This is a genomic window from Rhodoflexus sp., assembly GCF_053489755.1.
On record NZ_JBRCHD010000045.1, the window covers coordinates 47517 to 73105 of the forward strand.

Annotated in this window: 24 protein-coding genes; 14 read left to right on the top strand and 10 right to left on the bottom strand. The window is 47.6% G+C overall.

From position 1 onward, the window contains the following. Positions 1–72: 72 nt before the first annotated feature. A complete protein-coding gene (locus tag ACWIP2_RS10055) occupies positions 73–930 on the top strand; it encodes a YihY/virulence factor BrkB family protein (protein ID WP_448519799.1) in 858 nt (285 codons plus the stop codon). 39 nt (positions 931–969) lie between these two features. Continuing rightward, entirely contained in the window at positions 970–1584 is a 615-nt protein-coding gene (locus ACWIP2_RS10060; protein WP_448519800.1) for a hypothetical protein, read from the top strand. A gap of 152 nt (positions 1585–1736) precedes the next feature. Here the strand turns inward: ACWIP2_RS10060 and ACWIP2_RS10065 are convergent, their stop codons facing one another. After that, positions 1737–2999 (bottom strand): M24 family metallopeptidase, encoded by a 1263-nt coding sequence (locus tag ACWIP2_RS10065; protein WP_448519801.1) that lies wholly within the window; start codon positions 2997–2999, stop codon positions 1737–1739. Between the two features lie 80 nt (positions 3000–3079). Between ACWIP2_RS10065 and ACWIP2_RS10070 the strand changes: the two genes are divergently transcribed. After that, complete coding sequence (locus tag ACWIP2_RS10070; protein WP_448519802.1) at positions 3080–3772, top strand: YjjG family noncanonical pyrimidine nucleotidase; 693 nt, start codon at positions 3080–3082, stop codon at positions 3770–3772. Between the two features lie 5 nt (positions 3773–3777). On the opposite strand, the gene ACWIP2_RS10075 is transcribed toward ACWIP2_RS10070, so the two are convergent. Both ACWIP2_RS10075 and ACWIP2_RS10080 read right to left on the bottom strand, forming a co-directional pair. Continuing rightward, a complete protein-coding gene (locus ACWIP2_RS10075) occupies positions 3778–5046 on the bottom strand; it encodes a GDSL-type esterase/lipase family protein (protein WP_448519803.1) in 1269 nt (422 codons plus the stop codon). Continuing rightward, a complete protein-coding gene (locus ACWIP2_RS10080) occupies positions 5009–6556 on the bottom strand; it encodes a hypothetical protein (RefSeq protein ID WP_448519804.1) in 1548 nt (515 codons plus the stop codon). Before ACWIP2_RS10080 ends, ACWIP2_RS10075 begins: the two co-directional genes overlap by 38 nt. A gap of 98 nt (positions 6557–6654) precedes the next feature. Here ACWIP2_RS10080 and ACWIP2_RS10085 point away from each other — a divergent pair, with 98 nt between their 5' ends. After that, the gene (locus ACWIP2_RS10085; protein WP_448519805.1) at positions 6655–7263 is read left to right on the top strand and encodes a DUF2179 domain-containing protein; all 609 of its coding nucleotides are present in this window, start codon (positions 6655–6657) and stop codon (positions 7261–7263) included. Between the two features lie 32 nt (positions 7264–7295). Further along, complete coding sequence (locus ACWIP2_RS10090; protein WP_448519806.1) at positions 7296–8018, top strand: esterase family protein; 723 nt, start codon at positions 7296–7298, stop codon at positions 8016–8018. Positions 8019–8144: 126 nt separating this feature from the next. On the opposite strand, the gene ACWIP2_RS10095 is transcribed toward ACWIP2_RS10090, so the two are convergent. Then, the gene (locus tag ACWIP2_RS10095; protein ID WP_448519807.1) at positions 8145–8441 is read right to left on the bottom strand and encodes a hypothetical protein; all 297 of its coding nucleotides are present in this window, start codon (positions 8439–8441) and stop codon (positions 8145–8147) included. 74 nt (positions 8442–8515) lie between these two features. On the opposite strand from ACWIP2_RS10095, the gene ACWIP2_RS10100 reads away from it, so the two are divergent. The 4 genes from ACWIP2_RS10100 to ACWIP2_RS10115 are packed head-to-tail and all read left to right on the top strand — an operon-like array spanning position 8516 to position 13007. Then, complete coding sequence (locus tag ACWIP2_RS10100; protein WP_448519808.1) at positions 8516–9436, top strand: cell division protein FtsX; 921 nt, start codon at positions 8516–8518, stop codon at positions 9434–9436. 24 nt (positions 9437–9460) lie between these two features. Further along, positions 9461–9673, top strand: coding sequence for a DUF3098 domain-containing protein (locus ACWIP2_RS10105; protein WP_448519809.1), 213 nt, complete (start codon positions 9461–9463; stop codon positions 9671–9673). Continuing rightward, positions 9670–10467 carry an undecaprenyl-diphosphate phosphatase gene (locus ACWIP2_RS10110; protein WP_448519810.1) on the top strand — a complete coding sequence of 266 codons (798 nt, stop codon included), beginning with the start codon at positions 9670–9672 and terminating at the stop codon, positions 10465–10467. Before ACWIP2_RS10105 ends, ACWIP2_RS10110 begins: the two co-directional genes overlap by 4 nt. Before the next feature lie 56 nt (positions 10468–10523). Then, complete coding sequence (locus ACWIP2_RS10115) at positions 10524–13007, top strand: penicillin acylase family protein (protein ID WP_448519811.1); 2484 nt, start codon at positions 10524–10526, stop codon at positions 13005–13007. Between the two features lie 212 nt (positions 13008–13219). Here ACWIP2_RS10115 and proC read toward each other — a convergent pair whose 3' ends face one another. Next, a complete protein-coding gene (gene proC, locus ACWIP2_RS10120) occupies positions 13220–14020 on the bottom strand; it encodes a pyrroline-5-carboxylate reductase (protein WP_448519812.1) in 801 nt (266 codons plus the stop codon). 75 nt (positions 14021–14095) lie between these two features. Between proC and ACWIP2_RS10125 the strand changes: the two genes are divergently transcribed. Next, positions 14096–15469 (top strand): cystathionine beta-synthase, encoded by a 1374-nt coding sequence (locus tag ACWIP2_RS10125; protein WP_448519813.1) that lies wholly within the window; start codon positions 14096–14098, stop codon positions 15467–15469. Positions 15470–15643: 174 nt separating this feature from the next. On the opposite strand, the gene ACWIP2_RS10130 is transcribed toward ACWIP2_RS10125, so the two are convergent. Beyond that, the gene (locus ACWIP2_RS10130; protein WP_448519814.1) at positions 15644–16327 is read right to left on the bottom strand and encodes a hypothetical protein; all 684 of its coding nucleotides are present in this window, start codon (positions 16325–16327) and stop codon (positions 15644–15646) included. A gap of 68 nt (positions 16328–16395) precedes the next feature. Here ACWIP2_RS10130 and ACWIP2_RS10135 point away from each other — a divergent pair, with 68 nt between their 5' ends. Continuing rightward, positions 16396–16824, top strand: a complete 429-nt coding sequence (locus ACWIP2_RS10135; protein ID WP_448519815.1) for a Rieske 2Fe-2S domain-containing protein — start codon at positions 16396–16398, stop codon at positions 16822–16824. A 1-nt stretch (position 16825) separates the two neighbouring features. Here the strand turns inward: ACWIP2_RS10135 and ACWIP2_RS10140 are convergent, their stop codons facing one another. Genes ACWIP2_RS10140 through ACWIP2_RS10155 form a run of 4 tightly spaced genes read right to left on the bottom strand, consistent with a single transcriptional unit; the run spans position 16826 to position 19839 of the window. After that, complete coding sequence (locus ACWIP2_RS10140; RefSeq protein WP_448519816.1) at positions 16826–17530, bottom strand: thioredoxin domain-containing protein; 705 nt, start codon at positions 17528–17530, stop codon at positions 16826–16828. An 11-nt stretch (positions 17531–17541) separates the two neighbouring features. After that, entirely contained in the window at positions 17542–18519 is a 978-nt protein-coding gene (locus ACWIP2_RS10145; RefSeq protein WP_448519817.1) for a vWA domain-containing protein, read from the bottom strand. Between the two features lie 12 nt (positions 18520–18531). Beyond that, entirely contained in the window at positions 18532–19434 is a 903-nt protein-coding gene (locus tag ACWIP2_RS10150; RefSeq protein ID WP_448519818.1) for a class I SAM-dependent methyltransferase, read from the bottom strand. Positions 19435–19449: 15 nt separating this feature from the next. Further along, positions 19450–19839, bottom strand: coding sequence for a hypothetical protein (locus tag ACWIP2_RS10155; protein WP_448519819.1), 390 nt, complete (start codon positions 19837–19839; stop codon positions 19450–19452). A gap of 72 nt (positions 19840–19911) precedes the next feature. On the opposite strand from ACWIP2_RS10155, the gene ACWIP2_RS10160 reads away from it, so the two are divergent. The 3 genes from ACWIP2_RS10160 (at position 19912) to ACWIP2_RS10170 (ending at position 25557) form a co-directional block, all read left to right on the top strand. Beyond that, positions 19912–20451 carry a DUF4178 domain-containing protein gene (locus ACWIP2_RS10160; protein ID WP_448519820.1) on the top strand — a complete coding sequence of 180 codons (540 nt, stop codon included), beginning with the start codon at positions 19912–19914 and terminating at the stop codon, positions 20449–20451. A gap of 75 nt (positions 20452–20526) precedes the next feature. Further along, positions 20527–21294, top strand: a complete 768-nt coding sequence (locus ACWIP2_RS10165; RefSeq protein ID WP_448519821.1) for a hypothetical protein — start codon at positions 20527–20529, stop codon at positions 21292–21294. Between the two features lie 369 nt (positions 21295–21663). After that, on the top strand, positions 21664–25557 hold the full coding sequence (locus ACWIP2_RS10170) for a LamG-like jellyroll fold domain-containing protein (protein WP_448519822.1): 3894 nt from the start codon (positions 21664–21666) through the stop codon (positions 25555–25557). Positions 25558–25589 lie beyond the last annotated feature (32 nt).

The following is a 25589-nucleotide window of genomic DNA, read 5'->3' on the forward strand; positions in this document are numbered from 1 at the left end:
ATGAGTATGTAATTTTAGGCAAGACTAATCGAAAATTTTGCCTTGCATATCAAAATTAAGCATTTTAGCGGCATGAATGCCAAATATTCACTGACAAAAATCGGGCGAAGCCTATGTGTTTTGGGAAGAAACTTTATCCAAGACGATTGCTTTACCCACAGCGCAGCGCTTGCTTATTATACTACTTTTTCGCTCGCGCCTATCCTGTTCATTATTCTTTCCGTTAGCAGTTTTGTATTTGGGCAAGAAGCAGCGCAGGGCGAAATCTACAGTAAAACTGCCGCCCTTATCGGTGGAGAGACTGCGCGCCTGATAGAGTCTATTATTCGCTTTGCCTATTTTGAGGGACGCAGCTCGGGCGCTTTTGCCATTGGTATTGTTACGGTGCTGGTAGGCGCTACGTCTGTCTTTTCTGCGATACACAACGCACTCAATAAAATCTGGGGGATGAAAACAAAAGATCGGCTCACCTTCCTGCAACTGCTCAAAAAGCGATTCATCGGGTTGGTAATCACTTTTATAATTGGGCTGCTGATTGTTGTACTGATGATTGTAGAGCAAACCATGGCCGTTATCTATAATCGGATTAGCGAGGCGCTGACTTGGCAACTGCAATTTATGAAAGCGCTCACAGGGCGCGGGCTGATTTTCTGCATCCTGCTGTTACTCTTCTGGCTGATCTATCAGGGTTTGTCCGATGTCAAGATGTCAATGTTGCATACCTTCTATGGCGCACTTTTCACTACAATTTTCTTTGGTGTCGGTCGTTGGCTGATTGGTATTTACATCGGCTTTAGCAGCATCAGCCTGATATACGGTGCTGCCGCTTCTTTGGCAGTATTGTTGGTATGGATTTATTACTCGTCTATAATTTTCCTGATGGGTGCAGAATTTACCAAGCTGATGAGTAAATTTTCGTCGCGCAGATGACCACTTGCTAACGATTTACCTTATTTCTAACTTAACTAGATGAGCCACATGAAAATCATCCTCAATACTGTAGTTGCTACAAGTATCTTCCTACTGAGCAGTTTCCACACGCCGCCTACCGATGCTCCTTGCGACTGCACAACAGCAAAACCACAACAAAATAAGCCGCTTTTTACGTGTGAAAATCGGACCCGTGCAGGGCAGGCTATCAAATGCCGCGTAGAGCGCGGAAAAGTAACTTATCTCTTCACTAACAAAAAGGTTCGCAGCGATCGCTACGAGTTTGAAGTTACCGTTACGCAGGGAACTAATGCCAACAAAGTATTTTTTACTGACTTGGTTATCAAAGACGAACGCAGCAGCAGTGGCGTTTACAATGTGCTATTCTACTATGCTACTAACTCGGGCTATATGTGGAAAATTTCTAAGCCCGACTACCTGCGCGTATCTTATGATACCAAAAGTGGTGAACTTTCTTTTGAAGCTGTAGGAAAAATGAGCAGTTTCTTAGATACCAAAAATGGCTATGGCCCGGGCGAAGTAGAGCGCATAATGAAAGAGCGCTTCAAGCAAAAAGGTTTCAACGAAGAAAATATGATCCGTGCGGCTTCTGCTTACTTCATTCTGAACTATACAAAAGCCTTCCAGAGCTAAGCAACCAAACCCGGGTTGTTCTGATTTTTTAGAACGCTGATAAAGGCAGATCGCACGAAATAATGCGGATTTTCACTAAGAAAAGAAATCCGTAAAAACCTGTGTAATCCGCCTGCATCAGCGTTCTATAATTAATACTCAAGCAATTTTTCTTAGGCAAAAGGCTGTTCCAGTGCAGGGCTGGGCTGGCTGAAGTACTTAGGCCCTGATTCGGTCATGTAAAAACAGTCTTCCAGACGCACGCCAAACTCCCCGATAATGTAAATGCCCGGCTCGTTGCTGAAGCACATGCCTGCTTGCAACGGCGTTTTGTTATCGCGTACCAGATTGGTCCACTCGTGCCCGTCCATACCGATGCCGTGTCCGGTGCGGTGGCTGAAATACTTATAGTCCGGGCCGAAGCCTGCCTTTGTGATGACCGCCCGTGCCGCAGCATCTACTGCCTCACAAGGTGCGCCTAACTTTGCTGCCTCAAACGCGGCAGTTTGTGCTTCTTTTTCTACATTCCAAACCTCTAACTGGCGGGCAGAAGGTTTGCCAAATACGATCGTGCGGCTGATATCGGACTTATAGCCTTCTACGGTACAGCCGCCGTCAGCCAGTATAATATCGCCTTCTTTCAGTTGTTGGGGCTTGCTGCTGCCGTGCGGAAAAGCAGAGGCTTCGGCAAAGTTAGCGCCGATAGAGCCGCTGATACCCAGTGCGCGATGGGCAGCTGCCGCCAAGCGGCTGAAGTCGCTTTGTGTCATGCCCTCATAAAGCGAATCGAAGACGGCTTTGTAGGCAGCGATAGTAACGTCATTGGCTTTCTGCATGAGTGCAAGTTCTGCCGACGACTTGAACATACGGCAACCTGCCGTTACAGGGTCTGCCAGTACAAACTTGAGGCGCGACACCTCGCGGCGGATGCCTTCAAACAGGAAAAAGCGCACGCGTTCTTCTATCCCCACCGTTCTGTTGGGCGTTCCGCGATCTTTCAGGATACCTGCCACGACCTTGTAGGGGCTTTCATGTTCTTCCCAAGTGCGGATTTCTGTACCGAATTTGACTAATTCGCCAACTTTTCCTTCCTCAAATTTGGGACAGATGTAGGTAATTTCGCCTTTGGCAGGAATGACGGCGGCTACCATCCGTTCGGAAGTAAAAAAGTCAAAATCGAGGAAGTAGCGCATAGAAGTACCCGGCTCAAGGAAAATAGCATCTATCTTATTTGCCTGCATCAGGCTTTGCGCCTTAGCAATTCGCGCCTGTCGCTCTTCGCGGCTGATAGGCACGATCCCATCGGTCATAGGCTTCAGTGCGCGGATAGCAGCGGGTAGCTCGTCGTTTTGCATACCGGCAAACGACCACTGCGGCAGCGCCAGCGCAGGAGTCAGCGCTGCTAGATTGAGAAACGAACGTCGTTTGAGCATCATTGTCGTATCAGGATGTTTAATAGCTTAGCTGCAATGTACTAAATCCGAAGTATCTTTGAGAGGTAATTATCCTTAGCTGAATGACAACTTACACGCATCTTTTCTTCGACTTAGACCACACCTTGTGGGATTTTGAACGCAACTCCAACGAGACGCTCGCCGAGCTTTACGAGACTTACCGCCTGCAACAATGGGGCAATTTCTCGGCTGCTGATTTTATGAGTGCATTCAGCATGGTGAATCGGCAATTATGGGATTTGTATAACCACAGCAAAATAGACCAGCACACTCTTCGGGAGGAGCGATTTATCCGCGTATGGAGGAAGTTAGGCGCATCGGGTACGCCACCACCCCAACTCAGCGATGACTACTTGGCTATTTGCCCTACGAAGCCGCATCTGCTGCCTCATGCCCACGAAACTTTGGACTATTTGTCCAACCGCTATCGCTTGCACATAATCACCAATGGTTTTGACGATATTCAACAAACTAAAATTCGCAGCGCAGGCATCGCACATTATTTTGAGGTTCTGGTTACCTCCCAAAACTCGGGGTACAAAAAGCCTCATCGGGCAATCTTTGACTATGCGCTCGCGCAAACAGGAGCAAGTACACACGACTCAGCCATGATTGGCGACAACCTTGAGACAGACATTGGCGGAGCAAAAGCACTTGGGCTGAATACTATTTTCTACAATCCCGAACAAGTAGCTCATCAGACCGAAGTAACCTTAGAGATCAGTTGCCTGAGCGAATTGCAGCGGCATTTGTAGGTTATCTACTGATTTTTAGCCCAATAGCGGCGGTAGGAATTCATCAGGGCATCGTAGAGCAATTCGCCTTGGAAGGAGTAACCCTTGATGGTCAGGTGCAGTTTATCTAAAGCCGCCAGCTGACTCCGCTGCCAACTGTCCACCGATCGGAGTCCGCCCATCACTGTATAAAAATCCCAGACAGCAATCCCTGTTTCTGTAGCGACCTGAAACATCAGATCGCGCACCTTAGCATTGTGAGGATTCAGGTAGCGCCGGGCGCGGTATGCGTCGCCGGGGGTGGTCAGCAGCACGGAAGCCTTAGGGTAAGCGCGCTTGACTAAATTGACCATGTAGCGCAAATTAGTAAGAAACAGCTCCTCGTCGAATCGGATCACATGCGCATCGTTAGTGCCAAGCGATACAATTACCAAATCGGGTTTCATTACGCGCAGTTGCCTATCGAAGTCTTCGCACCGGAAATAGGTAGGAACTTCTGCTCCGTTTACGCCCACACTGCTGTAAACAATCCCCGCCTGATCATTTTCCAGAGAAAATCCCTGTAATACAAACTGCGTTTGCAAAGGGTCGGATTTGGTGAGTTTGATTGTGATTTCTTCCTGTGGCTTATTGAACTCAAACTCAACAAAGCCCTCGCGGCTCATGTAGCTGGAAACCAATTCCGTCGGATTGGCTACAACGGTAACATTGAACGAGGTTTTGTCGAATACAGGGTAAAAAATTTTGACACGGGTAATTTCGTAGTGAACAGCATTGTTTTCCCTGTTAGGGTTGATGGTAAGCGTAGCGCTTGGGTCTTTGGTCATAGCAACAACTCCGGCTAATCCCCATTTGGCATAGGCATCGCGTTTGACGCTGCGTATCCCCTCCCATTTGCCTTGATAGTTGACCGCGTAGTTGGTCGGGTTATTTGTACCTGCAGCCGCATAAGGAAATACAAAACCACGCCCCCCGTTGCCAAAGTTTTCCGTTACTTGCAACAAATCGCGTACACGGCCCGAGAAAAAATCGGCCTGCACGTGCGAGTCGCCTATATGCACGATATTGACCTTGCGTTTGATACCTGACTCCAACTGTTTGATTGCCAGAAAGAAAGCACGCATACCATCGCCACTTGGATTGGGCTGATGGATAACGTTGGCCGAATAATTGATAAAACGATACGGCTGTGCAAACAGCGCTGACGTTATCAGCAGGCTGATACCAAACATACATACGAACAAGTGTATCGAGCTTTTATTGCGCAATTTGTTTCCTGATTTTGTAGTTTTCATACGCTTTCATGAGTGCGTTGTAGAGCATTTCGCCCACCAGCCGCGCCCCACGCGGGGTAAAATGGATATAATCTTTTCCTGCCAGCGGCGGCTTGTTGTTTACCCAACTGACCATCGCTCCTTCGCCGCCCATAGCCTCGTATAAGTCCCAAAATGCACAACCCGCACGGAAAGCAGCAGCCTGCTGTGCGCTGCGTATCTTGGCAATGTTGGGATAAGAAGCATAACCCGTACCGCTTCGCCTAGCCATATCCGACAGCCCAACCACCAGAATATCTGCCTGCGGGGCTACCGATTTGAAAAAGCGCAACTGGTTATACAACATGTTTTCGTAGAAGGTGTAATCTTTCAGCACGTTAGGAACGACGTTTACGCCAAACTGCAAGATAATAAGTTTTACATTGAGCAGTTCGTACTGCTTGCGTAGCCACTCGGCGTTCATTTTGGTAAATTCCACACCCGAACTGCCGCGCAGAGCAACATTATCTAAGGCTACTCCCTGATTGCAGTCTAAGGCGATGCCAAAAAACTCGCTGCCTTCGGCGCTTTCCAAACTGACGGTGATTTTTCTGAATCGCGTAGGAATGGACTGTTCCACGACCGACACCATGCGATCCTGACGCAGGGCCAAATCTAAGGTTGTATCTTGTGTGCCTTCTATTTTGAGGTGTGCCGCTACTTTTGCAAAAGGCGAGGCGTAAATAAATTTTATGTTTTCTATTTGCGTGGCTCCGGCAAAATCATTGCTGAAGCGTGTTTCTTTGAAGCGCGTAGTCGCCCGCCATGCCAGTTCGGAAGGTGCAAGTGAGTCCTTAGGTACAAGCGGACTGAAGCGATAGGCTGCTGCCAGAATGCCATAGTGTCCTGTTTTATTGCTTTTGTTATTATTGCCATAAACGGCATACTTAGACCAGTTACCCGATGCTTCTGTAGCAATAGTAGAGCGCGATGCCTGTATTTCCATGAATGGAACAATACCAACACCGCATCCACCAAACCTGCGCTGCAAGCGTGTGCGGATATAGTCGCTAATCCGATCGCCCTCTATCTGCGAGTCGCCATAGTGGACAATGCGCACCAGCGATGGCTTTTTTGAAAGATCGGCCAGAGCAGCAAAAATCCGGTCTAACTGCACCGCATTCAAGCTGTCGGGAAAACGGATCGGATACTTGGGGTCTATGACAGGTTCGGGACGCTCGCCGGCAGTACCGTTGGGTGATGCTGCCTGTGGATCAGCAAGGCTATCCGGCATAGTAAAAGCAACTTGATTACTTGTCTTTTCCGACTTTTCGAGGCTGTCCAACTGTTTGGCCATCGCGTTGAGACTTGCCATGCGCTCCTCGTTTCCGGGCCGGTTAGCAGTATCTGTTCCTGTAAAATCGCGAAAAGTGAAAATCTTTAGTGTAAAGTCGTCGGTCAAAGGGATTTCGCCGGGCGAAAGTACCATTAGGATAACAACCGCACAGGCAACGTAGAACAACAATAAAATTGAACGGAAAGGAGAAACCATTCGCAGACAGGGGCTAAAAACAGATGCAAATTAAACGAAAATTAAATTGTGCCTGCTTTTTCTGCAGAGGCTGACAAAACCTTTATTTTTGCTTTCGTATGGAAACCTTCTTCGTTGAGTCGCTCGGAATAGCGCCTTTTTATTACCAGTGGATCATACTGCCGCTGTTAGTATTTTTTGCCCGTATCGGCGATGTGTCGCTGGCTACCATGCGTATTATGCTGCTCATGAGCGGGCGTAGGCAAATTGCTCCGCTGTTGGGAATGCTGGAGGCATTGATCTGGATCTTAGCCATCGGGCAGATTATCCGTTCGGTTAATAGTCCGCTGGCATACTTGGGCTATGCTACAGGTTTTGGAGCAGGCACTTACGTTGGTATGTGGATTGAGGGCAAACTGGCGCTGGGCAAGGTGATTGTACGCGTAATTACCCGCCGCGATGCTACCGAACTGATCAAGGCACTGATGCAGTCGCGATTCGGCTTTACCAATATCGTTGCCGAGGGGCGGCGCGGCAATGTGAGTGTTATTTTTTCGGTGATTCAGCGCAAAGATTTGCCCGAACTTGTCCAATTAATTGAATCTTACAATCCCAATGCCTTCTACACCATCGAAAATGTGCGATATGCAAGTACAGGCGGCGGGCTGATGGGTATAGAAAATGATCCGTCGAATAAAGTTTCCTCGCTAACGGCAGTCAAAAAATAGCTAAATTTGTGGTAAGCAATCCTATTTAATCTGTGAAAGAAGAATATCACCGCTGGTACTCGCACCGCATCGGTCGCGACTTCGAAATGCTCACCTTTGGGCATTCAGGCTACCCAATGATCATCTACCCGACCTCCATGGGTAAATATTATCAGAACAAAGACTTTGGGCTGATCAATTCTATCTCGTGGTTCATCAATACGGGCAGAATCAAGGTTTACTGCCCCGACAGTATTGACAACGACAGCTTTTACAATCGCAGCATTCATCCTGCACATAGAATTGCTAACCATGTGATCTACGACGACCTGATTTTGAACGAAGTCGTTTATCGCGCCATGCACGAAACAGGACGCAGCACGGTATGTATGGCAGGTTGCAGTTTTGGCGGCTACCATGCGCTGAACTTCGCCTTCCGCCATCCCGATAAGGTGCGCTATCTTTTCAGCCTCGGCGGTGCGTTCGATATTCGCTCGTTTATGTGGGGATACTACGACGACAACGTTTATTTCAACAATCCCGTAGATTATATGCCTAACATGGGCCCGGGTTGGTATCTGGACAATATACGCAACATGGGCATTGTGCTTGGTACGGGCGAACACGACATTTGCAAAGAAGACAACATCCGCATGTCGCAAATCTTGCACAGCAAGCACATACCGCATTGGTTAGATATTCGTCCGGGCGCAAATCACGATTGGCCGGCATGGAACATGGTGCTGCCTGAGTATGTTTCGCAAATGAATGTCTGATTGATCAGCTTGATAATGAAGGCTGTCCGAAAAGGTTAGATGTAGCACAGGTTTTAGTCTGCACTACTTGGGGACAGCCTCAGATAGTTCATGCGATTGCAGCGTTAGGCCCGTGCGAGGTAATAATCATTTGTGGGCGATCTGTGGGCGATGCTGAGCCATGTTGCCTTCGCGCAGATCAAAATAAAAGACCTGGTCGCACTCCAATCCCCACATTTTATAGTTGGACTGAAACACCATTTTCTGCCCGTCAAAACTGAAGTAGGCTTCTGCATTGTCCCCGCCAAAAGTGAACTGACGGATATTGCGCAGGTGTTTTTCCTGTGGATAGCGAAGACTGTCCTTGTTTTGATCCTGTGCCTGCACATCCCGGCTCAGTAAAAGGAGCGCTGCTGCGGCAAGCAACGTTTTGAAAAAATTCATTGGATAGTTGTTGATCATACGCTTACAAACTTATTTTTGTCCAAGACTTACCCCTAAATTTACGACATTAATCAATGGCAAAGGCTGATTTAAAACCAAACCCTGTAGCAGGCAGATCTTCGCGTGTGGGCAACTACCAGAGCCGCAACATGGTCGGTAGCATTACGGCTGCGCTTCTACTGGTGGGCGCTTTTGCATTGTTTGCCCAACATACCAACAGGTACACAAAGCTGATACAGTCGGGCATCGAAATCCAGATTTTGCTGCAAAACGAACTTTCTGAGCAGGACAGTCTGCGCGTAGTTCAATTTCTGACAGCACAACCATTTGTTGTCAAAGATGCCAAAGGCGCACCGCGCATTCGTTATGTTTCCAAAGACGAAGCCTTTCAAAAACTGAAAGAAGACCTGAAAGAAGACATAAGCGCCTATACAGTTGGCAATCCGCTTCGCTCATACTTCCTAATTAATATCAAGCCTGAGTATCACAATCAAGAAAAACTTGCCCAAATCAAGGCAGACTTTGAGCAAGAAGACGGCATTTTCGAGGTATCGTATGCAATTACTTCTATTGAACAATTAGCCAAAAGTATCCACACTATTGGCATCATCGTGTTTGCGCTGACCTCACTGCTGGTGCTGCTGACGGGAGTTTTTGTACACAATGCTATCAGGCTTGCCTTGTATTCGCAGCGATTTATTATCAGAAGTATGCAGTTGGTAGGCGCTACCGACAATTTTATCAAAAAGCCTTACATTATTCGGGCGGGTTTGTACGGTTTAATGAGCGGGATCTTAGCTAACGCATTGCTTACAGGCGCTTTGTTACTGCTCTATCAGATAGCTCCCGAATTTAAACAAGTGGCAGATTGGCCTTCTACTTTGCTAATCTTTTTATCTTTGCTGCTGATAGGTGCGCTGGTTGCTGCTGTCAGCGCCCTGATAGCCATTGGCAAATACCTGAATCGTTCGCTGGACGAACTTTACCAAAGATAACTTAACTCATTGATAACCAGTAGTATGCAGAACAAAAAAGGCTTTCCTTTTGCCAAACAAAACTATGTATTGATGCTTGCCGGTATTGGCATCATAATGCTCGGATTCTTGCTAATGGCTTTAGACGGCGAAGAGTTCGGCTTTGGGATACTCGGACTGACCGTAGGCCCGATTACAGTGCTGACAGGCTTTGTTGTCGGCTTTTTTGCTATCATGCTCAAACCAAAATCTGAATGAGCACTTGGGAAGCTGTCCTGTTAGGCATTATACAAGGTTTAACGGAGTTCCTGCCCGTAAGCAGCAGCGGACACATAGAGTTGGGTAAGTTTTTTCTGGGATCGCAATTAGAAGAAAACCTGCTTTTTTCTATTGTGGTTCATGCGGCTACAGCTTTGAGTACTGTTGTTGTGTTTCGCAAAGAAATCGGCAGGTTGCTGATGGGCTTGCTGCAATTCCGTTGGAATGATGAAACACAGTTTGCCCTGAAAATCATTGCCTCTATGATCCCTGTGGGTTTGGTAGGCATCCTTTTTAAAAACCAGATAGAGACTTTTTTTGAAGGGCAAATTGCGCTCGTAGCCTCTATGTTGCTCTGCACGGGGCTGCTGCTACTGTTCGCACACTATTTTCGTCCACAGCAAGGTTCGGAGGTATCCTTTGGGAAAGCCTTTTTGATTGGCATTGCGCAAGCAATCGCCATTCTGCCCGGTATTTCGCGATCAGGCGCAACGATTGCCGCCGCGCTGCTGCTCGGAGTAAAGCGCGAAGATGCAGCTCCTTTCTCATTCCTAATGGTGCTGCCACCTATTTTCGGGGCCACCTTGCTGGAGGTGAAAGACTATCTGGAAGTTACAGAGGCTGCACACATACCTGCAACAGCGCTCGCGGGAGGCTTTGTAGCTGCCTTTCTGGTAGGAATGTTTGCGTGTAGCACCATGATTCGGGTGGTGCGCAATAGCCGCTTGCTATACTTTGCTATCTACTGCCTGCTGGTCGGATCGGGAGTGCTGGTTTATCTTCTTACCCGCTGATTTATTTCGCAATCACAAGCTGACATAGTAACTTTTTGGCGTTTTAAATTTTTACCATGAAAACGCTGAAAAAACTACTGTTGGGTCTGCTCATATTGTTTGCAGTAGCTGCCGTCGGAATTTATGGCTGGCTATTGAGTACCCGCCCCAAAATGAGCGGTTCTTTAGATCTGACCGCCCTGCAAGATTCTGTAACGGTACATTTTGACGAGTTTGGCATTCCGCACATTTTTGCCAAAAACGAACCCGATGCCTACTATGCACTCGGCTACGTACACGCACAGGAGCGCCTCTTCCAGATGGAAATGATCCGCAGGCTGGCGGCAGGCAGGCTGTCCGAAGTATTCGGTTCTGATCTGGTAGAAGTTGATCGCTTTTTCCGCACCATCGGATTGGCTCAGGCTGCCCAAAATAGCGCAAAGGCGCACTTTGCGGCCGTAGATAAACCATGGAAAAAAGCGGCTTTAGCCTATTTACAAGGCATCAATGACTTTATCAACAATGGAAGTACACCACCAGAGTTTGCACTGCTGGGAATTGCTAAGGAAAATTACATTCCTGAAGATTTTTATTTGATCAACAATTACATGACTTTTAGTTTTGCGCAGGCTTTCCGTACCGATCCGCTGTTAGACAAAATTTACCGTCGGCTGGGTGAAGATTACCTGAAAGATCTTTCGCTGAATTTTGATACTGCTGTTACTAAAATTCCTGTGTATCTGCCTGAAAATAAGCTACTTCAAAAAGCTACTGAAGTCAATGTTGCGGCGCAGTTTCCCAAGCGCGAACAAACGGCAGCAGACGCTTCCGACGAGGTAATGTCGGCAATCGCGCAGTTAGTCCATCAGATTGATAGCCGCTTCCCGCTCTTGCAAGGCAGCAACGGCTGGGTGATAGCTCCTTCGCGCTCCAAAAGTGGCAAGGTGATTCTGGCAAACGATACGCACATCGGCTACTCGCAGCCTTCGGTTTGGTTCGAAGCACACCTGAGCTATCCGGGGCTGGATTTTTACGGCAATTATCTGGCAGGATTTCCTTTCGCGGTACTGGGGCACTCGCCCGACAGCGGCTGGGGACTGACCATGTTCGAGAATGACGACATAGACTTCTACCGCCTCAAAGCCATTGACAACCGGCAAATTGAAATAGATGGAAAGCCGCACACCTTACAGGTGCGCAAGGAAACAATCCGTGTAAAAGGCGGCGAACCGATTGATTTTGAGGTTAGAACAAGTCCGTTCGGCATCATTCTGAACGACGTGCTCAAGCCGATCAACGACGGTTTGAATTACGTAGATCAGCGCAAAGAAGCTCCGATTGCGATGTGGTGGACGCTGCACGAGTTCCCGACCAATAGCCTCGAGGCGGTGTATATAATGACCCGCGCCAAAAATATGCAGGAAGCAAGGGTAGGCGCTGCTATGCTCGACGTGCCGGGACTCAATGTGATGTTTGGCGATGCTTCGGGCAATATCGCCTGGTGGGCGACGGGCAAACTGCCCAAACGCAATCCTACAGTGCGTCCCGAATTTATCTTGGACGGAACTACGCTACAATCGCTTCCGCAAGGCTATCACCCCTTCGAAGAAAACCCGCAAAGCATCAATCCGCCTTCGGGTTTTGTGTACTCTGCCAATAACCAGCCCGCAGCCGTACAAGGCTACCTGCAACCCGGCTACTATCTGGCAAACGATCGCGCGGACTACATTACCGCCTATCTAAGCGACAACAGCCGCAAATGGAGCGCAGAGGATATTCAACAAATGGCGTTGGATGTCAAGTCGGGGCAGGCAGTGAAAAACATCGCATTAATTATCAGCGAATTGCAAGGCGATCTTTCTGCCGATGAGCAAAAAGCTACCGATTTGCTCAAAGCATGGGACGGCGACCATACGATCGAGGCCGTTGCCCCTGTGATTTACTACAAGTTGATGCACAACCTCAATATTGAGATTTTTGAAGACGAAATCGGGGCTGCTGATCTGAAGCGCATGGATCATACGCACTTTTTTTACAGAAGTTTTGCCAAAGTACTTGCCAATCCTGATTCCAAGTGGTGGGACAAGGCTAAAACACCAACCAGAGAAACCCGTGCGGAGATCATTACAGCGGCTTTCAAAAAATCAATAGCTGATTTGATACAACAGTTTGGCACGGCAGAAATGGCGCAATGGCAGTGGGGAAAAGTACATACAATCGAGCATTCGCACCTGCTGGGGCGGCAGAAGCCATTAGATCGCCTCTTCAATGTAGGCCCCTTCCCGGTGATGGGCGGCAAAGAGGTGATCAATAATATTTCGTTTACCGTTACAGGTAGCGGGCTGTACGCTGCCACTTTTGGGCCTGCCATGCGTCGCGTGATTGATTTTGCCGATCCGCTGCATTCAAAGAGCATACTTCCAACGGGGCAGTCCGGACACTTCCTCAGCAAGCACTACGCCGATCAGGCTGTCATGTACAACACGGGACAATACCGTTTCCAACGCATGGACAAAGCTGATATTGAGGCAAATAGCATCGGAAAACTGATTCTTTACTAATCAACAACATCAGATATGCAATACCGCACTTTTGGCAGAACAGGTTGGCAGGTTTCCGTTTGTTCTGTCTGGCAAAGCAATGCTCGAAATGGCGCTTGAGTTTATCTTGCACCATCCTGCCGTAAGCACAGGGCAGCTAATGGATGCGTAACTGCTGGCGGCGCTCTGCACCCACCGTTGGGACAGAACGCCTACGAGCTGGTCGCAGTAGGCTATCTGCCAAGTTCGATCGCTCGCTGCCAGGCTGCCCGCAGTCCGTCACCAATCAGGTTTTGCAGGTCGTGTGCCTGAAACTGGTGCAGGGCGGCCTCAGTAGTCCCCCCTTTTGAGGCAACTTTCCCTATCCACTCGCGGCAGCTCAGGTTATAGGTATTGAGCAAGTGTACCCCGCCCATAAAGGTCTGCTCTACCATCATTTCTGCCTGAACTTTGGTAAATCCCATTTGCATAGCAGTTGCTATCATCGCATCCATAAAGTAGAACACATAAGCCGGACCGCTGCCCGAAATAGCTGTAACGGCATCTAACTTACTTTCATCGTCGAAATAGAGCGTTTTGCCCGTCGTATTAAGCAGGTTCTGGATGTTAAAAATTTCTTCTTTCGTAACTGCATCAGTAGAGGTAAAGCCAGTCATTCCCATGCCGATTTGTGCAGGCAGATTGGGCATGGCGCGTACGATTTTATTAGTTGGGAGTGCAGCAGAGATGCTTTCCATCCTAACCCCTGCCATGATAGACAAAATAGTCTGGCGGGGGCTTACCAAAGGCGCAAGCAGCGGAAATAAAGCGTGGGTATCCTGAGGTTTGATGGCCAGAATGATAATATCTACCTGACTGACATAATCGCCAACCTCAAAAAATACATGCTCGAAGCCCAATGATTTAAAAAAAGTAACTTTTTCGGGATAATGTTCCAGTATGTATAGGTCTTCCTTGGCGATGGCGTGGTTAGCAACAAAGGCATCGGCATAGGTTTTACCCATATTTCCACCGCCTGCGATCAGTATCTTCATAAAATGCAATGGTTCTATGAGCCAAAAATAGCAGAAAAACGGACTAATTTTGCTACAGACTTATCAGATCAACACATGAAGTACCATCATTCTATCATTGATACCATCGGGCATACACCGCTGATCAAACTCAACAAAGTTACGCAGGGCATTAAAGGTACCATATTGGCAAAAGTAGAATACTTCAATCCCGGCAACTCGGTGAAAGATCGCATTGCGCTGCGCATGATTGAAGATGCGGAGCGCGAAGGCCGTCTCAAACCGGGTGGTACTATTATCGAAGGGACTTCGGGCAATACCGGCATGGGCTTGGCTCTGATAGCCATTGCTAAAGGCTACAAATGTATTTTCACCGTTTCCGACAAGCAGTCGCAGGAGAAAATCAATATTTTGCGTGCAATGGGCGCAGAGGTAATAATTTGCCCAACCAACGTAGAGCCGGACGACCCACGCTCGTACTATTCGGTAGCTCGCCGCCTAAACAAGGAAATTCCTAACTCAATTTATCCGAATCAGTACGACAACTTGTCGAATACTGCTGCCCACTATGCTACCACAGGCCCCGAAATCTGGGAGGATACCGATGGTAAAATCACGCACTTTGTGGCAGGTGTAGGCACAGGCGGTACTATCTGCGGTACGTCTAAATACCTCAAAGAGCGCAATCCGAACATGCAAACCATCGGTATTGATACCTATGGTTCGGTTTTCAAAAAATATAAAGAAACAGGCGTTTTCGATGAGAAAGAAATCTATCCTTACCTGACCGAAGGTATTGGCGAGGATATTCTGCCCAAAAACGTAAACTTTGATCTGATTGATCAATTCATCAAAGTAACCGATAAGGATGCTGCCATTATGGCGCGTCGGATGGCACGCGAAGAAGGACTTTTTGTCGGTTGGAGTTGCGGATCGGCAATGTTCGGGGCGTTAGAGTACGCACGTCAGCACCTCAAAGAAGATGATGTGATGGTCGTAATTCTGCCCGATCACGGCACGCGCTACCTCAATAAAATCTACAACGATGTGTGGATGAAAGATCACGGATTTTTGGAGCAGCGCCACTTTGCAACCGCCCGCGATATTATTCGCGCACGCAACGGTTCGGCAAAGCTCATCACAGTTGATAAAAACGATACCATTAGTCATGCAATTAAGATCCTGAATAAGGCAGGTATTTCGCAGTTGCCTGTGGCAGATGGCGATAACATCGTTGGCAGCCTCGACGACAGTACGCTACTCAATATACTGATAGACAACCCTCAAGCGAAAGACCTGCCTGTAACTGAAATCATGGGCGCACCTTTCCGATTCGTAGGCATTGACAATACAGTAGATACGCTTTCAGGATTGATAGACAAATCAAATAAGGCGCTTTTAGTACGCGATGAAGCCAATCAGGTGCACATCATCACCCAGCACGACCTTCTGGTTGCTTTGACGAACTAATCGTGGCTATGGATGCAACAGAAAAGAGGCTGTCTAAAAAGGCTGAATGTAGCACATACTTCAGCCTGTAGTTATTTGACTATCAATTATTTAAAAAAAACACAGACTAAAGTCTGCGTTTCTTTTTAGACAGCCTCGTTGTATGGATGCTTATCCTCAGATTTCCGCAGATCTTTACCTACTTTTTGGAGAGCGACTTTTGCCTCCGCCACCTACCAGAAAGCGAACTCCGGCAGTAGCCGCCCCAAAATTGATCAGGCTCGTTTCCCAGATGGTAGTTCGGTTGAGAAAGGCATTCACGTGGATAGCTGCCTTTGCTTCCAGAAACAGGAATGCGCCGCCTACAGGTACTTCGCCGCCCAAACCGAGATTAATGTGCCCTGTTTCAATGCGTCGGTCTTCAAAAAACTTACGCTCACCTGAAGACACTAACTCTACCGCACCACTTACATCGTGGTTCGACAGGATCGCGCTAAAGCCTGCCAATACGTAAGTTTTAGCTTCCGGAAAGCTGTATCTTCCTGATAAATAGCGGTGGTAGTTCAACTCAAGCTCCATATTTTGCACCCGCAGCGATGTTTGCACATAGCTGCCGTAGTTGCCTAATGGTGCAGAAGGAGCAAAATAGCCAAAACTCAGATTGATACTATTTCGCTCGAAAAAGCCATAGCTGCCGCGCAGTTTCCCGCCGAAAATAAAGGGAAAAGTATTAGGATCAACCTGTGGATAAAGACCAATAGTTTTGCCAAAATATTTAGCAGTTCCTCCCCCAAGGCTGACACTGAACTGGGCAAAAGCACGAGAAGTACTTAAAAATAGCAACACAATGGCTGCAACGAGCGTGAAACCTTGCTTCATAAAAGGGCGTATTTGTTGCATAAGTTCGAGCAAATATAGTACCTTTTCGCAACGGGCATTTGTGAATCATGTGGAAAAAGGCTGTAAAAATAAGCATCGGGCTGTTACTAATCCTCGGGCTTGGTAGTTGCGAACGGCAGGAGGTAATAGATCCCGTGCCTTTTGTGTTTGTTCAAAAACTGATAGATCTGAATAATATAGCTTTTCAGGCGCTCAGATTCGATCGCGGTTTTGTGTATGAAACAGGCGGGGTACGCGGGCTGATTATCTTTCGCCGCTCGGCTACTGTGTTTCTGGCATTTGACAGGGTTTGCACTCACCACCCTTCCAATCCCTGTGGGGTTGTAGAGGTAGAGCCGACCGGTTTTTTTATGCGATGCCCCTGCTGTGGTTCTGCATTCGACTTTGAGGGCAACCCGATCAATGGTCCGGCAAATTTTCCGCTGGTGCGTTACCGTACTGCACTGAGCGGGTCGCTGCTAAGTATCAATAACTGATTTACAGCGCCTTTTCAACCTCTGCTTTACCTACCAGTCCTTTATGATGCCAAGTTTGCTGTCCGTTTTTGAAAATCTTCAATACCGGAATTTCCTCTACCTGCAAGTTTTTGGCTAATTGTCTGTTTTCATCAATATTGATGCGGACGATTTCGAGTGTTCCGGCATGCTGCTTTGCCAGTTCGTCCAGCATAGGCTCCATCTGCTTGCAAGGTGTACACCAGGGTGCATAGAAGTCCACCAGTACAACTTTTTCGCTGTGAATCAGGCGCTCGTAGTCCTGCTGTGAAATTTTGTCTTGTGCGGCTACTTGAGGCATCTCAACAGGAAGGCTATTTTTTTGCCAAGCAAGAATACCGCCTTTGAGATCATACACTTTTTTAAAACCGTTTTTGCGCATATAATTGGCAGCAGCAGCGCTTCTTGCCCCTGAGAGGCAGTAAACGAAATAGGTTTTACTCTTGTCCAGATTGGCTACCATGTCGGGGAATTTATCGTCGTTGTAGTCCATACAACTGGCAGCCGCAAGATGTCCTTTGACAAATTCGCCTTTGGTACGTACATCCAGCACCATGTAGTCAGTTGTGTGCTGCATCGTTTGGTAGAATGCGGCCGCATCCAACGATTCGCCGCCTTTACTTTGTCCTGTACACGCGCTAATACTCAGCCAGACAATTGAAATCAGAAACGGAAGATACTTTTGCATAGGTCTGAATTTTAAATCCGAAGAATATTGATCGTAAAGAGTACATCTGCCATCAACAACAAAATAGCAACAAAAAGAAAATAGAAATAGTTGTTTGCCGTAACGTCAAGTTCTTTTTTGTCCATTAGTTCGCCTTCAATCTGGTTGATTGTTTCGATCAGGCGGTTAGTTTCGATCGTGTTGGCATTGATCGCAAAGTAGCGCCCCCCTGTGCGGTCGGCAATACTCTGCAACAGTTCAGGATTGAGTTTGGTAATCACTTCCCTACCCGATAAGTCTCGTTTAAAATTATTATCGCGGAAAGGGATACGCCCCCCCTCTTCAGTTCCTACACCGAGTGTGAAGATGCGAATTTCATCCTGTTCAAATTTTTTGACCATTTGATGGGTTTCATCGCCAAAATCTTCGCCGTCGCTGATGAGGATAAGTAATTTTGATTGCGGCGCTTTTTTCTGGACTTCGGTCGTATCGGTCAGTTTGCGGTGCGCCAAGGCCAAAGGCTGGGCAAAATCTGTACCGCTGGAGGGCAGCAGCGAAGTCTTCAGCGACTCAATCCATGTGTAAATTGCTCCCCTGTCGTATGTAAGGGGGCATTGAATAAATGCTTCTGTTGAGAAAATAATCAAACCGATCCGATCATTGGTAAGGTTATCTACCAGCCTCTTCAGTTCAAATTTTACCTTAGTTAAACGAGAAGGCTGAATATCAGTTGCATTCATAGATAGCGACAGATCTACGGCGATGTAGATGTCCTTACCAACAGATTTAACCTCCTTGCGGATTAATTCGCCAAAAGATGGTCCCAAGAGCGCTATGATCAGCAAAGTAAAGTAAGTGGAGCGAAGCGCAAATTTGATCCAGACACGGCGGGCACTGCTTCGCAACTGCTTTGCCAGCCGATAGCTGCGCCAAATGTACAACCCGTATAATAACAAGTAGCTGCTAATAAGAATTGCTTCGGTGATGCCAAATTTGCTAAACCACTGCATATTGTTTCTTGATTAACAGCTTGCAAAACGACAAAAAATACCCAGCGGCAATCGCTTCCCAAAGCGATCAGGCAGATACAGCTCGCCAATTTCCATATTGGCTACCCTTCCAAAAATACTATTCACCAGATTTTCTACAATCAGCGGTGAAAAGCCGATAGAATACAGGTTAATTATACAAAAATAATTATCAGGGTCAAGAATTTGGGTGCAATTTTTTAGCAGTTCATTGATCTGGTCTTCAAGCACCCATTTTTCGCCATTGGGTCCGCGCCCGTAGGCAGGTGGATCTAAGATCAGACCATGATAGCGATTGCCGCGCCGTCCTTCGCGTGCTACAAACTTAGGCGCGTCCTCTGCCATCCAGCGGATACCATCTAAGCCGGAGGCTTCCATGCTTTCGCGCGCCCAGGTAATAACTTGCTTCACCGAGTCCACGTGTGTAACCTCTGCTCCGGCGTGTCGGGCTGCCAGCGAGGCTACGCCTGTATAGGCAAACAAATTCAGCAAACGCGGCTTGGCAACTTTCATCACCTCGATTTTTTCGGCTATATAGTCCCAATTTACGGCTTGCTCAGGAAATATCCCTACGTGTTTGAAAGAGGAAAGAGAGATCTTCAGTTGCAGATCCATAGCGCCGCGCTTGTATTGCATCCACCATTTTTCGGGCTGTTCAGGGCGGGTATGCCATTTGCCGCGCTCGCTGTTGAGGTCCTTATCGCCCTCGTCGCGGCGAAACCATGCCCCAGCCAGCTTTTGCCACTCTTGCTCCGGCAGGGATTTGTCCCAAACGGCCTGCGGCTCAGGACGGGCAACAATATATTTGCCGAAGCGTTCCAGCTTTTCAAAATTACCGCAGTCTATCAGTTCGTAATCTGACCAGGGAGTAGGCGCAAGGGCTTTTATAGCAAGCATTGATGATCTGTAAAATTAAGCGTTAGGAGTGATAAACGATACTTCGTTGACCTGATTGAGGGCATTGAAGCGGATTTGTATGTAGCGACCTTGTCTGCCGCTGTTATTGCCTTTGCACTGCCGCCCTTCTTCTATGTAGTACTTATAAAATTTCATGCCGCGTTCAGCAATTTCTATGGCATCTGCTTTACCGAGCAGGCTGCGTACTTCTGCCTCGCGCAGCGACTGCTCCAACAGGTATGGCTTAACAATAGTCAAAAAGGCTTCAGATTGTTCAGCGCGTTTGCTTTGGCAACCCATGTAGTCGTTGCGCCAACTTTGATCGTCGAAGCCTATTAAGGTGTTTTTTTTACTACAACTGCTCCATGAAAGCAGCAGAGCAATTAGATAAACTATTCTTTTCATCCGCTAAGGGTTGTAACTTAATGGCAAAAGTACCGTTTTCATACCAAGAAACACTTAATTAACGAGGAAGCCATGTTTAATCTGTTTAAGAAAAAAGACCAAAATCCCCCCAAACCGCACTACGATCCTACGAATATGAAGGTAACTGATCTTCGCGTGGGCTTTATTTTTGACTACGACCTCAAAACCTGGGAGGTAGTGGACGAGTTCGAGTACGACTGGGGCGATAATTTCTTTACCTATGAGTATAAAATCACCAGCGGAACTGAAACGCTATACATGCGCATAGAAGAAGACGATCAGGTGTATTGTATTTTTACCCAAAAACAGCCTTTTGGCAAGTTGGGTGAAGCGGCACAGTACTTCAAAACGCAACAGACCGCCCCTCCTAATATTGAATTTGAGGGAATGACTTTCTATTTGGAGCGCGAAAATCCGGGCTTTTTCCGCAGCACGCAAGACGAAGATTCTATCGAAATGGTGCAGTGGGACTATCTGGACGACACAGGCAAACGCATGCTCATTATTCACCAGTGGGACGAGCAAGACTTTGAACTTTCTATCGGCATTATAGAGCCTGCTTCGGTGGTCAGCAATATTTTGCCGCGATAAACTTTATCAGCCGCGCAAACGTTTCAATTAAACAAACACTTGCATAGAGCAGGTATAAACTAAAATCAGACACAGATGAAAAAATTTCTTTTCATACTTCCCATTGCCCTGCTTTGGCTGGCATCATGTGGAAGCAACGAGCGCAAATTCGTTAAGTCGCCGTTAGATGACCTGATCCGCGACATGGATGCAGAGCAGAATTTCACCATCCTGCTCTACGATATGGCGATGGAAGACAAAATTGGCAGCAACGAGTTCAAGCACAGGTATAAGATAGTAACTATCAAAGATAGCGTACCACAAGAGCGCATTACCGACTGGTTGCCTGTGAGTGAGCAGTTTTTCTTTGAGCACGAAAACAACATGGGCATGGAGATCGCCAGCAAGAAAGATGGCAAACTCAGCAAAGTAGTATCGCCTCCCGGCTACTCTAACTATGTAGGCAACACACAGTACGGACAATGGCGCACAGGCTCAGACGGTAGTTCCTTCTGGGAGTTCTACGGCAAATATGCGATGATGAGCAGCATGTTAGGCCTTGTAGGCAGCATGATAAACCGCAACAGCTACTACGACTACCGCGACAACTACTATGGTCGTCGCCCATACTATGGCACATTACCCGATGGTCGTCCGGCTTATGGAACCTATTCGCCGCATGGACAACGCGCCAATCCTGACTTTTACAACCGCACAGGCGGTGCTACAGCCTTCAAAGAAAAGGTGAACAGTCGCGTAACACGCAGTAGCTCTTCTGGTCGCTCCTCTTCCATAAACAGCAGCAGCAGTAAAAAACCAAGTTCTTCAGGTCGCTCTTCAGGCGGTATGCGCAGAAGACGATAGACTTCCGGCTTCATACGTCCGTCCGTATGAGCCAAAAATTAATAAGTTTTAATTACATTCATTTCATTAAAAAGCCTGATAAAACAAACACATGTAAGTTTTATCAGGCTTTTATATTGGTATGAACCTAACAATCAATGGCGTCCTGCAAATAGACATGTATAAGACAATTAAAAATAAAAAAAATACAATTTTTGAGTTAGCAACCATGCCTCTCATTCTATCCAAGAAGTCCACAACTACAACCCCAATTTGACATAAACTAAGCGTAAAAGTTGCTTAGCATGACAATTACAATGCTATGCGGTGGAACTTTACATAGTCAAATGGTTGTAATTTTGATAGGAAACTGAAAAAGTGGAAAATCCTATGGTACGATTTTTACAAATTTTTATTTTGACCTTATGTGTCATAGCTACGCTTTGCAACAAGGAGGCTTTGGCGCAAATAGACCGCACGTTTTGGTTTGCGGCTCCTGATGTATCTCAAACGCACGGAGATAACCCTATTCTTATCCGTGTAACCACTTTTTCAGACCCTGCTATCGTTACCATCAGCATGCCGGCAAACGGCTTGTTTACGCCGATTAACCTTAGTATCCCGGCAAATACGACAGTTTCGCAAGATTTGACGCCTTTTTTGGCGATGATAGAAACTCCTTTTGACACAGGCGGACCGCCGGCGGCAAAAAACACAGGCATTTTGATAGAGTCTAACGCTAACATAGCCGCTTACTACGAAGTAAACAGAGTCAATAACCCCGATATTTTTGCGCTGAAAGGAAAAAATGCCTTAGGAACCAACTTCTATCTGCCGCTTCAAAATGTATGGGACCATCAACCTTTGACGATTCAAGGTCGTTCGGGTTTTATAGTGGTAGCCACCGAAGACAACACGACCGTTACCATTACGCCAACCAAGACGCTGGAAGGCGGACGAACCGCCGGCGTGCCTTATACCGTAACGCTCAATAAAGGTCAAAGCTATGCCGGAACGGTAGCAGGCGCTACAGGCCCCAATATGCCTGCCGGAACGCACATCACCGCCAACAAACCGGTGGCTGTAACCATGTTTCACGATTCTATTAAAACTTCATCGGGCGGATGCTATGACTTAGCCGGCGACCAATTGGTGCCTACCAATATTTTGGGAACCGATTACGCCGTTGTGCGCGCATTTTTGAACAACGACGAGCGTGTGGTGGTGATGGCAACGCAGCCTAATACAACCGTTACCATGCAGCGCGTAGGCGATGCCACCCCGTTTAACGTTACCCTGACTTCACCCGGCAATTTGTACATTCTCAATTTAAACGCTACGCAGTTGCGGGCCTCTATTAAAGCCAACAAGCCCATTTACGTGGCGCACTTTGGCGGGTTTGGTTGCGAAACAGGCGTAGCGTTAGTGCCGCCGCTGGCTTGTACCGGCTCTCGCACCGTACGATTTACCCGCTCTACCTCTGATTTTTTTGGCGTTTATATCATGGTCAAAGATGCGCATAAAGGCAGTTTTACCTCTAATTTTCTTACCATCAATCCGGCAGATTTTCAAAACGTTCCTAATTTGCCCGGTTGGGTGGTGGCGCGTTATGACAACATCCCTGTTACCAGCCTCAACGCTGGCGGCACCGGTCTGATTAGCAACTCCACAGGGCTTTTTCATGCGGGCATTATCAATGGCGGCGCCGCTTCAGGAACGCGCTACGGTTTCTTTTCCAGCTTCAACTCAGTGAACTTGGGCGCCGATATTAACGTGGCTTTTAACACCACCATCACCTTAGACGCCGGACCCAACGGCATCAGCTACAAGTGGTATCGCGTGCCAAACCCTACCGTCATCGGCACATCGCAAACGATTTCATTGAACATTTACACACGCGGCAACTACGCCGTTGAAGTGGAAGGCAACGACTGCGTCTTGAAAGATACGATTTGCATCGGCACTTTTGAGTACGTGTGGGAAGGTGGCAAAGATAATAACATCAACGACCCGGACAACTGGAGCATTCCCTGCGGCTTGAACGGTTTGCCTAACTGTAATTACGATATTATCATTCCGCAACTTTCTCAGCGGACAGGCACGCACTGGCCTACGCTTGCCGCTAACGCCTCTTTCTCGTGCCGCGATATTTATCTGTATCAAACAGGGCAATTAACGCTTGCCGCCAACAGTACTTTTAATATTTGCCGCCATTTTTGGCACGAAGGCATACTAAACGCCAACGCTTCGGCGAATATGAAATTTATCGGCACAACTCCGCAAAACTATTCTTTCTTTACCGCCACCGCTTCGGGTGAATTGCCTAACGTAACGCTTAACAATACTACGCCCACCATTTCAATTAACACGGACGCCTATTTGAAAATCAAGGATGGCGCGGGATTAGGCAACATGGTGTTGCAAAACGGCTCTGTGTTTACTTTCCAAAACGGGCATGTGCGCACCGAAGGGCTTCGTGAGTTGGTGATTAAAAACCGCGCGACCAATGCCGTGCAAGGGCACAACGAAGCGGCTAAGCGTTTTGTCGCCGGCAGATTGCGCCGCTATGTCAATTCGCTGGGCAGCTATGACTTCCCTGTGGGGCTGGTCAAATCTATTGTCAATACAACCATAGACCCTGCCAAACAAGGAACTTTGCAAGGCAACAGCAGCAACCTGCCAACTTGGCAAACGGCCAACTACAGCCCCGGCATTGGCCCTACCAAAGTGCTTAGCTTCAATCCAACGCACAATCAGTTTGTTCAATTGCCCGCTGCGGTAGGAATTTCGGGCAATGCGCCGCGAACCGTAGAAATGTGGGCGCGCCTGAGCGCTTTTGACGGCAGCAGAGGGTTGTTTTCTTTAGGCTCTACCGGAACTAATTTGCAAGATTTCTCCTTGCGCGTTAATAACGGCACAAACTCAGTCTATAACTTCCGCATTAACTTGGAGGGCAGCAACATTGATGGCAACAACGCGCCTTTTGCTTTACACAATCAATGGGCGCACTATGCTATCACTTACGATGGCTCGCTGGTGCGTTTTTACATCAACGGGCAACTCTTTGTGCAAGGCAATCGGAATTTGAACACCGTCATCGGCACGCAAAATTACTTAGCCCGTTGGCTGAACAGCTACATGAACGGACAAATAGACGAGGTGCGCATCTGGAATGTAGCCCGCAGCCAAGCCGATATAGACGCTTGGCGCAATCAGTTGATAGACCGATGCAATCCGCCTGCCGGTCTGGTGGCTTACTACGACTTTGAAGAAGGAACAGGCAACGTCATTAACCACTACACAAGCGCCTGTTCGGTAGAAAAGCAGTACCAACTGGCAAATGTGAACTTTACAACCGCTTCGGGTGTGGATAACTTGTTGGCCTATTTCAATCCGTTTGGCAGCGTGCCTACGCTGACCGGGCTGCCGCTTAGTTGCAACGCAGACTTCAACTGCCAAATGCTCAACCACGGGTATTGGACAATTAACGCCTTCAATGCGTCTAACACACAGATTACCACATCGGGCAACTACAACATGACGCTCTACAATCGCCATTATTCCAACTTTGGCATCACTTGCAACAGCGCTACTACCGTTAGCACTACCATTATTCGCCGCGCCAACGGCAGCAGCCCTTGGCAAATAGGCGGCGGCATCTGTTTGGACGATAACCCCAACAATACTGCGCGCGGCGGCATGTCGGGCTTCTCTGATTTCGGCATTGGGCAGTCGCCGAATCTGGCGCTGCTGCCGGTTGAGTTGGTTGAATTTTCCGGTAAGAAAAACGGCGCCACCGCTTTATTGCAGTGGCAAACCATAAACGAAGTAAATTTCGACCGATTTATTGTAGAAAAAAGCTCTGACGGGAAAAATTTCTTTGTCATCGCAGAGATACCCGGCAGAGGCGCGCGTGGCGGATTCTACACGCACACCGATGAAGAGCCTCGCCGAGTGAATTACTATCGCCTTAAAATGACCGATAAAGACGGTTCTTTTGAATACTCAAAAGTTATCGCTGTCTTGTTTGACGACTTGCAAAGCGATTTGAGGGCTTATCCTAACCCAGCCGAAATAGGCAAAGGATTCTACCTGAACGAGAAAGCTGACAGAATAGAGCGCGTAATGATTTACAACCTCTTAGGGCAACTTGTCTATGAAGACGTTCCGCAACAGACGCTCCAAGACGCTTATTTGCCTTTCTATGGAGCGGCAGGCGTGTACATTATCAAAGTATTATTTAAAGGCGGCGCGACAGCCTCTGTCAGAATGACCGTTCGTTAGCGTTTTGGAGGCGCGTAGAACCATGAAACCTG

Bases quoted from the DNA above. Each gene is read 5' to 3' on its own strand.
- ACWIP2_RS10055 (WP_448519799.1), top strand. From the start codon at position 73: ATGAATGCCAAATATTCACTGACAAAAATCGGGCGAAGCCTATGTGTT.
- ACWIP2_RS10060 (WP_448519800.1), top strand. From the start codon at position 970: ATGAGCCACATGAAAATCATCCTCAATACTGTAGTTGCTACAAGTATC.
- ACWIP2_RS10065 (WP_448519801.1), bottom strand. From the start codon at position 2,999: ATGATGCTCAAACGACGTTCGTTTCTCAATCTAGCAGCGCTGACTCCT.
- ACWIP2_RS10070 (WP_448519802.1), top strand. From the start codon at position 3,080: ATGACAACTTACACGCATCTTTTCTTCGACTTAGACCACACCTTGTGG.
- ACWIP2_RS10075 (WP_448519803.1), bottom strand. From the start codon at position 5,046: ATGAAAACTACAAAATCAGGAAACAAATTGCGCAATAAAAGCTCGATA.
- ACWIP2_RS10080 (WP_448519804.1), bottom strand. From the start codon at position 6,556: ATGGTTTCTCCTTTCCGTTCAATTTTATTGTTGTTCTACGTTGCCTGT.
- ACWIP2_RS10085 (WP_448519805.1), top strand. From the start codon at position 6,655: ATGGAAACCTTCTTCGTTGAGTCGCTCGGAATAGCGCCTTTTTATTAC.
- ACWIP2_RS10095 (WP_448519807.1), bottom strand. From the start codon at position 8,441: ATGAATTTTTTCAAAACGTTGCTTGCCGCAGCAGCGCTCCTTTTACTG.
- ACWIP2_RS10100 (WP_448519808.1), top strand. From the start codon at position 8,516: ATGGCAAAGGCTGATTTAAAACCAAACCCTGTAGCAGGCAGATCTTCG.
- ACWIP2_RS10105 (WP_448519809.1), top strand. From the start codon at position 9,461: ATGCAGAACAAAAAAGGCTTTCCTTTTGCCAAACAAAACTATGTATTG.
- ACWIP2_RS10110 (WP_448519810.1), top strand. From the start codon at position 9,670: ATGAGCACTTGGGAAGCTGTCCTGTTAGGCATTATACAAGGTTTAACG.
- ACWIP2_RS10115 (WP_448519811.1), top strand. From the start codon at position 10,524: ATGAAAACGCTGAAAAAACTACTGTTGGGTCTGCTCATATTGTTTGCA.
- proC (WP_448519812.1), bottom strand. From the start codon at position 14,020: ATGAAGATACTGATCGCAGGCGGTGGAAATATGGGTAAAACCTATGCC.
- ACWIP2_RS10125 (WP_448519813.1), top strand. From the start codon at position 14,096: ATGAAGTACCATCATTCTATCATTGATACCATCGGGCATACACCGCTG.
- ACWIP2_RS10130 (WP_448519814.1), bottom strand. From the start codon at position 16,327: ATGAAGCAAGGTTTCACGCTCGTTGCAGCCATTGTGTTGCTATTTTTA.
- ACWIP2_RS10135 (WP_448519815.1), top strand. From the start codon at position 16,396: ATGTGGAAAAAGGCTGTAAAAATAAGCATCGGGCTGTTACTAATCCTC.
- ACWIP2_RS10140 (WP_448519816.1), bottom strand. From the start codon at position 17,530: ATGCAAAAGTATCTTCCGTTTCTGATTTCAATTGTCTGGCTGAGTATT.
- ACWIP2_RS10145 (WP_448519817.1), bottom strand. From the start codon at position 18,519: ATGCAGTGGTTTAGCAAATTTGGCATCACCGAAGCAATTCTTATTAGC.
- ACWIP2_RS10150 (WP_448519818.1), bottom strand. From the start codon at position 19,434: ATGCTTGCTATAAAAGCCCTTGCGCCTACTCCCTGGTCAGATTACGAA.
- ACWIP2_RS10155 (WP_448519819.1), bottom strand. From the start codon at position 19,839: ATGAAAAGAATAGTTTATCTAATTGCTCTGCTGCTTTCATGGAGCAGT.
- ACWIP2_RS10160 (WP_448519820.1), top strand. From the start codon at position 19,912: ATGTTTAATCTGTTTAAGAAAAAAGACCAAAATCCCCCCAAACCGCAC.
- ACWIP2_RS10165 (WP_448519821.1), top strand. From the start codon at position 20,527: ATGAAAAAATTTCTTTTCATACTTCCCATTGCCCTGCTTTGGCTGGCA.
- ACWIP2_RS10170 (WP_448519822.1), top strand. From the start codon at position 21,664: ATGGTACGATTTTTACAAATTTTTATTTTGACCTTATGTGTCATAGCT.